This is a genomic window from Enterobacter sp. CP102, assembly GCF_025152625.1.
Taxonomy (GTDB): Bacteria; Pseudomonadota; Gammaproteobacteria; order Enterobacterales; family Enterobacteriaceae; genus Enterobacter; species Enterobacter soli.
Map to the genome: position 1 here is coordinate 2082448 of NZ_CP104014.1, position 14113 is coordinate 2096560.

Annotated in this window: 13 protein-coding genes; 7 read left to right on the top strand and 6 right to left on the bottom strand. The window is 54.2% G+C overall.

Annotation, left to right across the window (positions count from 1 at the left end):
- The first annotated feature begins 57 nt into the window (after nt 1-57).
- A complete protein-coding gene (locus tag N1249_RS09805; RefSeq protein ID WP_259837259.1) occupies nt 58-927 on the top strand; it encodes a LysR substrate-binding domain-containing protein in 870 nt (289 codons plus the stop codon).
- A gap of 83 nt (nt 928-1010) precedes the next feature.
- A complete protein-coding gene (locus N1249_RS09810; protein ID WP_259837261.1) occupies nt 1011-1958 on the top strand; it encodes a zinc-dependent alcohol dehydrogenase family protein in 948 nt (315 codons plus the stop codon).
- A gap of 24 nt (nt 1959-1982) precedes the next feature.
- On the opposite strand, the gene N1249_RS09815 is transcribed toward N1249_RS09810, so the two are convergent.
- Nucleotides 1983-3017: an AI-2E family transporter gene (locus N1249_RS09815; protein ID WP_259837268.1), complete on the bottom strand. Its 1035-nt coding sequence runs from the start codon at nt 3015-3017 to the stop codon at nt 1983-1985.
- Between the two features lie 423 nt (nt 3018-3440).
- Between N1249_RS09815 and mdtJ the strand changes: the two genes are divergently transcribed.
- The 3 genes from mdtJ (at nt 3441) to N1249_RS09830 (ending at nt 6364) form a co-directional block, all read left to right on the top strand.
- Nucleotides 3441-3803, top strand: a complete 363-nt coding sequence (gene mdtJ / locus N1249_RS09820) for a multidrug/spermidine efflux SMR transporter subunit MdtJ (RefSeq protein ID WP_259838069.1) — start codon at nt 3441-3443, stop codon at nt 3801-3803.
- Entirely contained in the window at nt 3790-4119 is a 330-nt protein-coding gene (gene mdtI, locus N1249_RS09825; protein ID WP_259837270.1) for a multidrug/spermidine efflux SMR transporter subunit MdtI, read from the top strand. Before mdtJ ends, mdtI begins: the two co-directional genes overlap by 14 nt.
- A gap of 82 nt (nt 4120-4201) precedes the next feature.
- Nucleotides 4202-6364, top strand: a complete 2163-nt coding sequence (locus N1249_RS09830; protein ID WP_259837271.1) for an EAL domain-containing protein — start codon at nt 4202-4204, stop codon at nt 6362-6364.
- 1 nt (nt 6365) lies between these two features.
- Here the strand turns inward: N1249_RS09830 and N1249_RS09835 are convergent, their stop codons facing one another.
- From N1249_RS09835 to N1249_RS09855, 5 genes are all read right to left on the bottom strand, one after another.
- Nucleotides 6366-7187: a serine protease gene (locus N1249_RS09835; protein WP_259837273.1), complete on the bottom strand. Its 822-nt coding sequence runs from the start codon at nt 7185-7187 to the stop codon at nt 6366-6368.
- Nucleotides 7188-7464: 277 nt separating this feature from the next.
- Entirely contained in the window at nt 7465-7929 is a 465-nt protein-coding gene (asr, locus tag N1249_RS09840) for an acid resistance repetitive basic protein Asr (RefSeq protein ID WP_014070043.1), read from the bottom strand.
- Between the two features lie 178 nt (nt 7930-8107).
- Nucleotides 8108-8650, bottom strand: coding sequence for a thioredoxin fold domain-containing protein (locus N1249_RS09845; RefSeq protein ID WP_259837281.1), 543 nt, complete (start codon nt 8648-8650; stop codon nt 8108-8110).
- Between the two features lie 160 nt (nt 8651-8810).
- Entirely contained in the window at nt 8811-10298 is a 1488-nt protein-coding gene (locus N1249_RS09850; RefSeq protein ID WP_259837283.1) for a carboxypeptidase M32, read from the bottom strand.
- A gap of 134 nt (nt 10299-10432) precedes the next feature.
- On the bottom strand, nt 10433-11686 hold the full coding sequence (locus N1249_RS09855) for an MFS transporter (RefSeq protein WP_259837285.1): 1254 nt from the start codon (nt 11684-11686) through the stop codon (nt 10433-10435).
- Nucleotides 11687-11808: 122 nt separating this feature from the next.
- On the opposite strand from N1249_RS09855, the gene N1249_RS09860 reads away from it, so the two are divergent.
- Together N1249_RS09860 and mlc are read left to right on the top strand one after the other, a co-directional pair.
- Entirely contained in the window at nt 11809-12714 is a 906-nt protein-coding gene (locus tag N1249_RS09860; RefSeq protein WP_259837287.1) for a LysR family transcriptional regulator, read from the top strand.
- A gap of 120 nt (nt 12715-12834) precedes the next feature.
- Nucleotides 12835-14055, top strand: coding sequence for a sugar metabolism global transcriptional regulator Mlc (mlc, locus tag N1249_RS09865; protein ID WP_259837289.1), 1221 nt, complete (start codon nt 12835-12837; stop codon nt 14053-14055).
- Nucleotides 14056-14113 lie beyond the last annotated feature (58 nt).

Genomic DNA, 14113 nt, shown 5'->3' on the forward strand with positions numbered 1-14113 from the left:
AAATGAAATATATAGATATTACCAATCAATCAATTTTAGTTATTGATAGGGTTCAGTATGGAATTACGTCATCTGCGCTATTTTTTAGCTGTCGCTGAAGAGGGGCATTTTGGTCGCGCCGCGGAGCGACTCAACATTGTACAACCCGCTTTGAGTATGCAGATAAAGGCCCTTGAAGCTGAGCTGGGGGGCGCACTGTTTATCCGCACCAGCCGCCGGGTTGAGCTTACTGAGGCGGGCGTGCTGTTACTCACTGAAGCCAGACGAACGCTTGAGCAGGCTGAACATACCCGGCTCACCGTTGAGCGCGCCATGCGTGGGGAAACGGGGCGGGTCAGGGTAGGGTTTGCCGGTAATGCTATCTTTAGCGGGAAGTTGATAGCGGACTTGCGCCTTTTTCATCAACGCTTTCCAGATGCGGAGCTGATGATTCAGGAAGTTGGCCCGCAGGAGCAGGTCGATGCCATTCTTGCCGGGCATCTGGACATTGGCTATACCCCGGCGCACAGCAATATCACAGGGCCGGACATTGCCGTCAGGCGCATTGGCGACTGGGAAATCCTGGTCGCACTGACTGAGGAAAGCCCTCTCGCACAGTATGCAGACTTAACGATAGAGATGCTTGCCGGGCAACCTCTTGTTTTATATGACGCGCACGATAGCCATGAACATCTGTTTATCATGCTGACACAACGGCTTGGGGAGCACTGCCATATTGCCTACCGCTCCGGCAGTACGCTGAGTATTCTGGCGATGGCGGCTACCGGGCTGGGGCTGGCGTTGATCCCGGCCCCGTTGCAGCAGGTGCATATTCCAGGCCTGATCTACCGTCGGCTGAATGAGCCGGATTTAACCGCCAATCTGGTGATTATCAGCCGGGAACAAGAACCCAGTGAAGCGGTAAAAGCCTATCTCATGCTGGTATAAAAGGGACACACTAAAGGGTGTGCATTTGCTGACTCCGCCTCTGCGGTGTATCAGCCGGTCTGATTCTGTTCGGTGAGAAAGTCATGAATAACCTCGCTCTCTGGTATCGCCGTTTTGGCGAACCTGCGTCCGTACTGCAACCTGAACTCACTGCGCCTGGCGCGCTGAAACCTGGGGAACTGCGGGTGCGTATGCACTATTCCCCGGTCAATGCCTCTGACCTTATCCCCATTACCGGTGCGTATCGTCACCGCACGCCATTACCGGCTGTGGCGGGTTATGAAGGGGTGGGAGAGGTGACTGAAGCGCCTGTAGGTTTCGCGCATCTTCTGGGCAAGCGTGTGCTGCCGCTGCGGGGGCAAGGTACCTGGCAGCAGTATGTTGATTGCCCGGCGGAATATGCGATCCCGGTGCCGGAAGAGGTTCACTCGCACCTTGCCGCGCGGGCATACATTAACCCGCTGGCCGCCAGGATGATGCTGAACCTCTACCCACCGCAGGGGAAACGGGTGCTGCTAACGGCTGCCGGTTCGGATTGCGCTATATTGCTCGGGCAGTGGGCACGCAGCTCCGGGGCGGCAGAGGTATACGGCATTCACCGCTCGCCTGTTCATGGCGAACGGCTGGCTGCGATGGGCATTATCCCGATAGATCAAGGTAATACGGCGATGGTGACCGCCGTCGCCGCGCGTGCGGACGTGGTGTTCGATGCCACGGGCGGTAGCCTGGCAGAAACCCTTCTGAGCCTGATGCCCGAAGAGGGGGTATTTGTCTGTTATGGGCTGCTCAGCGGGCAAACGTTCAGGCAGCAACGGGCCTTTCCACGCGTGGAGTGGTTCCACATTCGCAATTACCTGGATGCGCTGAGCGTGGAGGCGTGGCAGGCGGCGTTCCGGGACATCTGGCCGACGTTGTGTGCAAGCCAGTACAGCGGCGTTACGGTTTATCCGCTGACGCAATGGCAGGCGGCGCTACAGTGCTACCGCCAGGCCGGAAGAGTCAGTAAACCGCTGCTGGATATGAACCTGTAAGCCTCTGACAGACAGGGGCCACGCTTACTTATGGCTCATATCGCTGAGCAAAATGGCGATGCTTTGCCCACCTGCCGTTTGCTCCAGACCAATTTTCACAATGATGGTCAGCGGCACGGAAAGCAACATGCCGACCGGGCCGAGCAGCCAGCCCCAGAAAATCAGGGACAAAAACACCACCAGAGTGGAAAGCCCAAGCCCGCGTCCCATCATTCGCGGCTCCATGATGTTGCCGAAGATCAGGTTAATCACCAGATAGGCCGCCAGTAAAATGAGCGCATCGTAAAACCCGCTAAAGACCAGCACCTGAAGGATGGGCGGAATAGCCGCCAGCACCGAGCCGATATTGGGAATATAGTTAAGCGCAAAGGCCAGCAGCCCCCATACAAACGCAAAACGCACATCCAGCGCGACGAGCATCCCCCAGACAACCAGCCCCGTGACCAGGCTAATGGCCGTTTTCAGCACCAGGTAGCGCGAAACGCTGTCCAGCGCGCGTTGAATCGCGCCCATGCCTTCCACGGGGCGAGTCATTATCTGTTGCAGCTTTGCCGGCAGTTGCGGCACTTCAAGCAGCATGAAGACCACCGTTAAAAACAGCAGGAAAATAGACGTCATGGCATTCGAAAGCTGCGCCAGCAGACTGGTGACAAGGGTCATGGCAGCATTAGGATCGATATACTTCAGCAGCTCCTCAACCGATACCTCAATACCCGCGCGTTGCAGCCAGGGCTCAATTTGCAGCAGCGGGATCACCAGCGATGAACGGTATTTAGGCAGGGTACGTGCCAGCTCGTTCAGGGAGGTTCCCAGATACGCCACCAGCAGCACCATAGCGACAATGATGATGCCAATCAGAAGCGTAATGGCCAGCACGCGGGGAATGCGCAGCCGGACCATGCGCTGAACCAGCGGATTGAGTATCACGGCAATAAAAAGCGCGAGAATAAAGGGCACAATGATGTCCGCCGCAAAACGGACGCCCGTCAGAATGATCACCAACATGCCCAGCATGATGACAATTTTAAGCCCGTTCAGGGTAATGATGGGTTTAGCCATGGAAGTTCCTGAAATAATTCTTTTATTTATAATAGATGCGAATGCTGATTCAATAAACTAACCGAGGTCAAACAGGGTGGGTAAAGAAATGAAAAGACTTTGAGTAAATTCCTGGCTTATGGTACAAATCAGGCGTGTTCAACTACCGAGGACAATTTTCATCCGCAAAGACGAGAAGCAAGATCGCGGATAATTGTAATTTTATGGACAATTTGTTCAGGACGTACATTTCAAAAAACACCGCTGTATTTTCTACCTCCCTCTGCCTTCTGTCTGGTGAGCAACACTGGCGCACCGCGCTATAGTCACGTCTTCTGCCTGAGCTGGCGCTATGCGCTTAGCTGTCTGATTTAATTTCATATTTTTTTGGTTTGCCGTCTGAGGCGAGCCACGATGGATTATATTCTCAAGCAGGAGAAGATCATGTTTTACTGGATTTTATTAGCTCTGGCTATCATCGCTGAAATTACCGGCACCTTGTCTATGAAATGGGCAAGTGTCAGTGATGGCAACACTGGCTTTATTTTAATGCTGGTGATGATTTCACTTTCCTATATTTTCCTGTCCTTTGCGGTAAAGAAAATCGCGCTGGGTGTGGCCTATGCATTGTGGGAAGGTGTCGGTATTTTGTTGATTACGCTGTTCAGCGTCATGTTATTTGATGAGGCGTTATCAACCATGAAAATTGCCGGACTGACGACCCTGGTTGCCGGGATTGTGCTGATTAAATCGGGTACACGTAAGCCGACAAAACAGCCGAAGGAGAAGGCTCATGCAGCAGTTTGAATGGATCCACGCGGCCTGGCTGGCGTTCGCCATTGTGCTGGAAATTGTGGCTAACGTCTTTCTGAAGTTTTCCGATGGTTTTCGCCGTAAGTTTTACGGCCTGCTGTCCATTGCCGCCGTACTGGGCGCGTTCAGTGCGCTGTCGCAGGCGGTAAAAGGCATCGATTTGTCTGTGGCCTATGCGCTGTGGGGCGGGTTTGGTATTGCCGCAACGCTTGCCGCGGGCTGGATCCTTTTCGGCCAGCGTTTAAATAACAAAGGCTGGATAGGGCTGGCGCTACTGTTAGCAGGTATGGTGATGATCAAACTCGCCTGACGAATACAGCCAGTGTTTACGGGCAGCGAAATCCGCTGCCTGTATTACTCTTATAAAAGCATGACGTTGAAGAGGATGGCTGATGTATCTCACCTTAAGCTGGCGCAATATCCCCACCGCAAAAACGCTGTTCGTCATGATATTCATGGCGGGGATCGGCTTAATCGTGTCTGTCGTCGCGTTGCTTTACCTGTCTCTTCATCTTATCAGCACCAAAACCAATGAAATTGATGAACACCGCACCGTGCTTTCGGTTCAGGGGGCGATCCAGACCTCCGTTAACCGTGTCTCCTCGCTGGTGATCGATAATGCCGTCTGGGACGACGCCGTACGTGAGCTTTATAGCCCTAAGCTGGATACCGAATGGCTGTATAATACCTGGGGCGCGGGGTTTAAAATCAATAATCTCTACGACGGGACATTTGTACTGGATGAACATTTCAATGTGCTGTGGGGGGCATTTCAAAGCCAGCCTTTTAGGGAAAAAGATCTCTCATTTTTTGGTTCAGGCCTGAAAGCGCTGATTGATAAGCACCGCAGCGCATTACTCACAGACAAGAATATTTACGCCGGGATCACCCGAACCCGCAACGGCGTGGCGTTTATTGGTATCGGGCTTGTGCGCCCGATGGTAGGGCCGCTCCAGATTAGCGGTGATACGCGCCGTTATCTGGTCATTACCCGCCATCTTAATCCCCAGATTTTGTCCGATCTCGGGGCCACGTTTCAGATAGACCGCCTCAACTATACGCCCAATAAAATCAACGATATGAGTATGCCGCTTAACAGTTCGGCCGGGGAGATTTTGGGCTATCTCAACTGGCAAGCGCGGCTGCCGGGGGCGCAGGCGGCGATGGCGGCATCGTCAGACATCACGCAAATCGTCATTCTGGCGGCTGCCCTGATCTTGCTGTTTATTCTGGTGAGTAGCGTGGGGCTGTATAAGCTTGCCCGGGGGGAAAGTCAGGCCCGGCTGGTGGCACGAACGGACTGGCTGAGCCATTTACCCAACCGACGCGCGTTGATAGAAGCGCTGGATCAGGTCAGCCTGCGCGGTGATATTGACGTGAAAAGCGTGGTCTTTATCGATCTTGATGGCTTTAAGGACGTGAACGATATCTATGGCCACAGCGTGGGTGATGACCTGATCATCGCCATTGCAAAAACCCTGCGTGAACGGGTTCCGCCTGGCGGGATGCTGGCGCGTATGGGGGGCGATGAGTTTGCGATGACCATTGGCGGCGATCGCTCAGAGGCGCAGGCGTCAGCGTTTGCCGGGGCGGTGCTCGACTTCCTGAATGCCCCGATTCGTCTGGGGGATCGCACCATTCATATCAGCGCCAGCATCGGGATCGCCAGTGGAACCCTGATTGAGTGCACCAGCTCCGAGCTGTTCCGTCGCGCTGATATCGCCATGTATCACGCCAAAATGACCGGAAAAGGGCGGATCACCCACTACGATGCAGAGCTCAACAGCGTACGGGAACGGCAGCTGGCACTTGAAAACCAGATCCGTAGCGGCCTTGAACGCGATGAGTTTGATGTCTGGTATCAGCCGATTATTGATGCGCGTAGCCAGAAAATGACCAGCGTCGAAGCCCTGGTGCGCTGGCCACGCCGCCCGGAAGGAGAACTTGGCCCGGACACCTTTATTACGATTGCTGAAACCAGTGGCCTGATTTATAAGCTCGGCCAGTTTGTCCTGCACCGGGCCTGTAGCGATCTGGAGCCTTTTGGCGATTTAAAATTATCCGTCAATATCTCTCCGGCGCAGTTCCGCGACCCTGAATTTGAAGATAAGGTCGCCAACGTGCTGGATATCACCCATTTCCCGGCGAACCGACTCCAGCTTGAAGTCACTGAAACCTATGTTCTGGAAAACCCGGAGCGGGCGCGTTCAGCGATAGTTAACCTGAAAGCGCTGGGTACGGCGGTTGCACTGGATGATTTTGGCACAGGCTATTCAAGCATCGGCTATCTGCGCCGTTTCAATTTTGACACCATCAAAATAGACAAATCGCTGGCCGGGCTGGTGGATAACGATGAACAGGCCGCCGCGCTGGTGAGTGGTACGGTGCGAATTGCTAACGCGCTGGGGATGGCGGTGGTGGCGGAAGGTGTGGAAAACGAAAAACAGATGAAACTCTTACGGCTGGCTGGCTGCGATCAGTTGCAGGGATTCTGGTTCAGCCAGCCGATGCCGATTGAGGCAATTATTGAATTACGTCAGGTCAGACAGTGCTGACCTACTGCTGCGCCAGCGCTTCGAGTCTGTCACGAAAACCGGTAACGGACAACGCGCGGTTATCGGCACGCCATCTGTCTTTAGCGGCAGGAGCAGAGCTTTGAACGCCAATCAGCTGCCAGCCGTTGTCTGTTTTCAGCATCAACGGCGAACCGCTATCGCCCGGTAAGGTATCGCACTGATGTGACAATACGCTGTTTTGCGCCCAGCCCGTGACAATACAGTCTGAATGGGTGTACAGCGTATCCAGGTGATCAACAGGGTAACCCGATTGTGTCACTTTGCGGTCGGCGGCCTTCAGCGCGGCAGTCAGTGCGGCTTTGTCACCGTCAAACAGCGGCAGTGGCGTAATGCCAGACGGCGGATAACGTAACACCACCAGACCAAAATCCCAGGACGCCGCAGCCGGCGGCACAATCCAGCCATCACCATCCGGTTTCAGGCGTTTGCCCAGCGACGGGTCGACACGGCCTTCAATTCCGTGGATCTCATATCGCCACACCCCTTTTTGTGACACAAAGCGCAAGGCAACGGCTTTATCCGGTTTGCCGTTTGGCGGTGTTAACAGACAGTGGCCTGCGGTCAGTGCAAGCTGAGGGGTAATTAAGGTGGCAGTACATAAGTTGCCGCTGGCGGTTTCCAGCTGGCCAATAGCATCCCACGGGGGCTGAGTAGGGTTGGCAACACGCGTACGATCGTCATGGCCAAAAAAAAGCGTCTTTACATCTTTGGCGCTCATGGTGTCATCGCCACCATCATCCGCATGTGAAAAGCCAGAAAAAAGAGTAAACGTTCCCAGTAACAACACTACAGATTTACGCATATCACACTCTGGTGGGGGTAATTATGATTATTAAAAGTGAACCCTATGAAAATACTATAGACGGGACGGCGTTAAAGTGGGAGTAAAATCAGCGTGCTACATTCAGGAAAGATAAAAGTGGCTTGCGATGAGCGCGCATAAAATAAGCAGAATAAGAATGAGCTCAAACCGATAGCGTCGCAGCATACGCCCTCCGGATAAAAAAACGGCGCTGTACCTTTCCGGTTCAGCGCCGGTTTACCAACGTGCCCCGAAGGGCACGGTTAAGCTTGTACTCTTACGCAGCTGGCTGTGCAGCTGGTTTAGCAGCTTCGTGTTTTACTGCTTTTTTGTGATGCTTTTTAGCAGCCTGAGCTTTCTGCTCTACAGCCGGTTTAGCGGCTTTTTTGTGGTGCTTTTTAGCAGCCTGAGCTTTCTGCTCTACAGCTGGCTTAGCGGCTTTTTTGTGGTGCTTTTTAGCAGCCTGAGCTTTCTGCTCTACAGCTGGTTTAGCGGCTTTTTTGTGGTGCTTTTTGGCAGCCTGCGCTTTCTGTTCAGTTGGCGCTGCGGTTGCCGGCGCTGCTGCTTCTTTTTTCACAGCGGCTTTATGATGTTTCTTGTGGTGAACCGCTTTAGCTGGTGCTGCGGTGGTAGTTGCAGCCGGAGCAGCAGCTGGTGCAGGAGTTGCAGTAGTTTCAGCAGCAAATGCAGCAGAAGACAGACCCATAGCAGCGGCAACAACCAGAGCTAATACTTTGTTCATTCTCATACCCTCGAATTTGGTTTTTCATTTAACCCCACTGCGGGGCCGTTGAAAGAACTATATCCCTGTAAACCCGAGGTTTCCGTGAGTGATTGGTATCGGCGTGTAACGTAATGTACAACGGCAGGTGCAAGGTGTACGAACAAGGCAGCACGCGCCTGTTCGTACACCCCGAGGCTTATTTCTTCAGGGCTGCAAGGATGGCAGCGGGTGGCTGGCTGCCTAAGATTGAACGTGATTCAGGTTCGATCACCACCATGAATGGCGTGATGTTAATACCCAGTCTTGCGGCCAGCGCTGATTGCCGCTCGACCAGCGCAGAACAGGCCGGAGTCGAGTCGTTATCGGGTAAAAAACCGGTCATCGCTTTTTGCAGACTTTTCACCTTATCGGCGGAACACCAGACGCGCCCCATGTCTTCAATCACAGAATCACGAATAGAGTCGGGGGCGACGGTCACAAACGACATCGTCAAACCGGCATCCGTATATTGCTTAACGTTTTTCACCACATTGCTACAGTAGATGCACTGGTTATCAATAAACACCAGCAGCTTGTACTTTTCAGCAGGAGCCTGAAACGTGATGGGCTGGAGGTCAGCCAGTGAGTGTGTAATATCGTCGTACGCTTCTTTTGGCGTGTTATCCGTGGCGGCGAAAGTACTCAGACTCGTCGCGCACAGCATGGCTAAGGCCATCGTTTTCATTTTGCCTTTCATCATTCATCCCTTTATTTATTTTTTATGCCTGGCCTGATAACGGTTTAATTCTGGGCCAGAAAAAGAATTATGGCATTAAGCGCAAGCGTCAGTATATGCACAAAATCATATTCTTAGTGCGGAAATTAGGGGGGATTGCCGGAGCGAACTCCGGCAGAATGTATTACAGGTAACGCGCGGTCAGGTGTTCACGGAAATAACGGATATTCAGATCTTCCCCGGTCGCCTGGGTAATTAACTGCGAGGTGCTAAAGCGGCTGCCATGCTGCCAGATATTCTGACGCAGCCAGTCAAACAGGGCAGAGAAATCGCCGTCTGCAACAGATGCCTGAAGCCCGGGCAGCGCGGTTTTCGCGGCGTGGAAGAGCTGTGCGGCGTACATTGCACCGAGAGTGTAAGACGGGAAGTAACCAAAGCCGCCGTCGGTCCAGTGGATGTCCTGCATACAGCCATTGCGGTAGTTGTCTTTGGTGGACAACCCAAGCCAGGCCTGCATTTTCTCATCCCACAGGGCAGGGATATCATCAACTTCAATCTCACCATTAATCAGTGCGCGTTCAATCTCATAGCGCAGCACAACATGCGCCGGATAACTCACTTCATCAGCATCGACGCGAATGTAGCCAGGCTTCACTCGCTGGTTCCAGGCAATAAAGTTCTCTTCGCTAAAGGCGGCCTGGCTACCGAAACGGGCATGTACGGCAGGGAGCAGATGTTTCAGAAACGCGTTACTGCGCCCAAGCTGCATTTCAAAGAACAGGCTCTGGGATTCGTGGATTGCCGTGGATCGCGCCTGTGCGATGGGTTGGCCCGCCCAGGCACGCGGCAGGTTTTGCTCGTAGCGGGCATGTCCGGTTTCGTGAACCACGCCAAACAGCGCGCTCAGCAGTTCGTCTTCATCATAACGTGTGGTGATACGCACATCTTCTGGCACACCGCCGCAGAACGGGTGAGCGCTAACGTCCAGACGACCGGCGTTAAAATCGAAGCCGAGCATTTTCATGGCTTCCAGACCCAGCTCCCGCTGATCGGCGGTCGCGAAAGGGCCTTGTGGCGGGACAAACGACTGTTGTGACTGTTTTTCCACTACCTTCGCCAGCAGGTCTGGCAGCCAGGATTTCATGTCAGCAAACAGCACGTCCAGACGGGCGCTGGTCATATCCGGCTCAAAAATATCCAGCAGGGCATCGTACGGCGAGCAGCCTTTCGCCTCTGCACGCAGGCGGGCTTCTTCCCGGCTCAGCCTGACCACGTCCTTCAGGTTTGCAGAAAAACCCTGCCAGTCATTTGCCGGACGCTGCGAACGCCAGGCGTGCTCACATTTACTGCCCGCCAGAGACTTCGCTTCCACCAGCGATTCCGGCAGCAGGGACGCCTGCTGATAGTGGCGCGTCATTTCACGCAGGTTTGCCTGTTCCACGTCATTCAGATCTTCGCTTTGCGCTGCGGCCAGCCACTCGCCCACTTTCTTGTCTGTCAGGATCTGGTGCTGCAAGACGCTCATCTCAGCCAGGGCTTCACCCCGCGCAGCGCTGCCGCCTGGCGGCATCATGGTGAACATATCCCAGCTGGCGATGGAGGAGAGGTGCGAGAAGCGGGAAAGACGCTGGAAGGTGCGGGTGAGCTCCTGATAAGCAACATTTTTTGGCATAGTTATTGTTCTCGTTCGGTTTGATGTGTCCTGGGAGTTTAACGTGATTTTCAGAGGTTTGATACGAGAGGCGTAGGCCGGGTAAGCGCAGCGCCACCCGGCAAGAAAGACGACACAACAGTCAGAGGCTTAGGTTATTTCAAACGCCGGTGAAGGCTACTCCCCACCAGCAATGCCATACACAGCATCAGCGCAATAAACCCGCCCACGCCGTTCCAGCCGTAGTTATGCCAGAACACACCGCCGAGCGTCCCGGCGATACTGGATCCCAGATAATAGCTGAACAAGTACAGGGATGAGGCCTGGCCTTTGGCACGACGCGCGCGCGGGCCAATCCAGCTGCTGGCGACCGAATGCGCGGCGAAAAAGCCTGCGGAGAAGAGCAGCATCCCGGCGAAAATCAGCCACAGCGAAGAGAACAGCGTCATCAGCAGGCCGAGCAGCATCACGCCGGTTGAGACCAGCATGACCGGGCCACGGCCAAAACGTGCGGTCATTGCCCCGGCTTTAGGGGAACTCCAGGTGCCGGTGAGATAGGCAACAGAGAGCAGGCCAACCACCGCCTGGCTGAGATGCCACGGAGAGAGCATCAGCCGATAACCAATGTAGTTGAACAGGGTCACGAACGAACCCATCAACAGAAAACCGGTCAGGAACAGCCGCGGCAGCCCTTTATCGCGCCAGTGCAGACGGAAGTTGATAAACAGCGTTTTCGGGCGCAGGGATGTCGGGCGGAAATGGCGTGATTCCGGCAGAATTTTCCAGAACATCAGCGCAGAGGCCAGGGCAAAGCAGCCAATGACCGCCAGCGCAATACGCCAGTTAAAGAAGTCCGTGAACACCCCGCTCAGCAAGCGTCCGCTCATGCCGCCGATCGAGTTCCCGCTGATATACAGCCCCATTGAGAAGGCGACAAAACTGGGGTGGATCTCTTCGCTGAGGTAGGTCATCCCGACCGCGGCGACTCCGCTAAGCGATAGTCCAATCAGGGCGCGCATCACCAGGATGCCGTGCCAGCTGGTCATCATGGTTGAGAGCAGCGTGCAGACAGAGGCCAGCATTAATGCCGTTACCATGACCTGCTTGCGGCCAATGGCATCTGAAAGTGGCCCGGTAAACAGCAAACCGATAGCCAGCATCCCGGTGGAAATAGAGAGTGAAATACTGCTGCTGGCAGGGGATACGCCAAATTCATGGGACAAAACCGGCAGAATAGGCTGAACACAATACAGCAGGGCAAAGGTTGCCAGGCCTGCCGAGAAGAGCGCCAGCGTGACGCGCATAAATTGAGGAGTACCACGTTTAATGAACTGAACCGGCTGTGATGCTGGGGGTAGATTATCGATGTCGCTTGCCGGCGCGATATCAATGGTTGTTGTACGACTCACACAGTTTCCTTGCTTAAACATCCCCGTGATTGGCTGGTGACGGGTATGACCACATGTTCAGGGTAGGAAAATGTAAATATTCTGTCTAATATATTAATAATCTCAAATGATACTTTAAAGATATGAATATCGAACTGCGTCATCTGCGCTACTTTATTGCGGTGGCCGAAGAGCTGCATTTTGGTCGCGCTGCCGCCCGCCTGAACATCTCTCAGCCCCCGCTAAGCCAGCAAATTCAGATCCTCGAACAGCAGATTGGGGCACGCTTACTGGCGCGGACCAACCGCAGTGTGAGTCTGACGGCGGCGGGGAAACAGTTTCTTATCGACAGCCGCCAGATCCTGAGCATGGTCGATGACGCTGCAGCCAGAGCTGAGCGGCTCTACCTGGGGGAGGCCGGTGAATTGCGTATCGGTTTTACCTCATCGGCCCCGTTTATCAGCGCGGTATCGGCCACGCTGTCGTCGTTTCGCCGTCATTTTCCGGATGTCCATCTCCAGACCCGTGAAATCAACACCCGCGAACAAATTGCCCCGCTGAATGAAGGCTCGCTCGACCTGGGCCTGATGCGAAACACCCAACTGCCGGACTCGCTTGAGTGGCAGGTAATCCTGCGCGAGCCGCTGATGGCGATGATCCCGCATGACCATCCGCTTGCCTCTCGCCCCTCTGTTTCGCTGGCAGAACTGGCTAACGAGCCGTTCGTCTTTTTCGACCCGCAGGTGGGTACCGGGCTGTATGACGACATCCTGGGGTTAATGCGCCGTTACGGACTTACCCCGACAATGACGCAAGAAGTGGGCGAGGCGATGACCATTATTGGCCTGGTAGCCGCCGGGCTTGGCGTTTCAATCCTTCCGGCCTCATTTAAGCGGGTACAGTTGCGTGAAATGCGCTGGGTAGCCATTGAGGAAAAAGATGCCATTTCAGAGATGTGGCTGGTATGGTCAAAACACCGGGAACTCAGTCATGCGGCACAGCGTTTCAAAACGCAGCTGATGACGGCGTCGCGGGGGCGAAATGTATAAGGAAAGTGGGCAAAAATGTGCAGTAAATCACATGGCTAAGTAAATATTTGACGAGCACCATTGAAGTGCTTCACCATAGCCCACAGTTTATTTCGAAGCTCGAAAATAAGGGAGTACGAGGTGGTTGCTGATAGTCAGCCAGGGCACATTGATCAGATTAAGCAGACCAACGCTGGCGCGGTTTATCGCCTGATTGATCAGCTTGGTCCGGTTTCGCGTATCGATCTCTCGCGCCTGGCACAACTGGCACCTGCCAGTATTACCAAAATTGTTCGTGAAATGCTGGAAGCACACCTGGTTCAGGAGACAGAAATTCAGGAGCCAGGCAGCCGTGGCCGCCCTGCGGTGGGGCTGGTAGTGGAAACTGAGGCGTGGCACTACCTGTCGCTGCGTATCAGCCGTGGCGAAATTTTCCTCGCTCTGCGCGATCTGAGCAGCAAGCTGGTGGTTGAAGACCGTCTGGAGCTGCCGCTCGATATCGATCAGTCCCTCCTGGACGCTATTCTTACGCATATTGACCAGTTCTTTATTCGCCATCAGCAGCGTCTTGAGCGTCTGACGGCGATTGCCATCACCATGCCAGGTATTATCGATACGGAAAACGGCATTGTGCACCGGATGCCGTTTTACGATGGTGTCAAAGAGATGCCGCTTGGCGAAGTGCTGGAAAACCACACCGGCGTGCCGGTCTACATTCAGCATGATATCAGTGCCTGGACGATGGCTGAGGCGCTGTTTGGTGCATCCCGCGGCGCACGCGATGTTATTCAGGTGGTTATCGATCATAACGTGGGTGCCGGGGTTATCACCGACGGTCGCCTGCTTCATGCCGGAAGCAGCAGCCTGGTGGAAATTGGCCATACCCAGGTCGACCCTTATGGAAAGCGCTGCTACTGCGGTAACCACGGGTGCCTGGAAACCATCGCCAGCGTTGAAAGCGTGCTGGAGCTGGCGCAGGTGCGGCTTAGCCAGTCGATGAGTTCGACGCTGCATGGTCAGCCGTTAACGGTGGATGCCCTGTGTGCAGCGGCGAGGCAGGGCGATCTGCTGGCAAAAGATATTATCACCGGTGTCGGCAATAACGTCGGCCGTATTCTCGCCATCATGGTGAATTTGTTTAACCCGCAAAAGATATTGATTGGCTCACCGCTCAGCCAGGCGGCAGACATCCTGTTCCCGGCTATCTCTGATTGCATTCGTCAGCAGTCGCTCCCGGCATACAGTAAGAATATCGTGGTTGAAAGCACCCAGTTCTCTAATCAGGGAACCATGGCCGGTGCGGCGCTGGTAAAAGATGCCATGTACAACGGTTCGTTACTGATTCGTTTGCTCCAGGGCTAACTCATTTCCACAGATGTAAGAAAAATTGCGCTATCTCAAGCCGGGTAGCGTATGCATC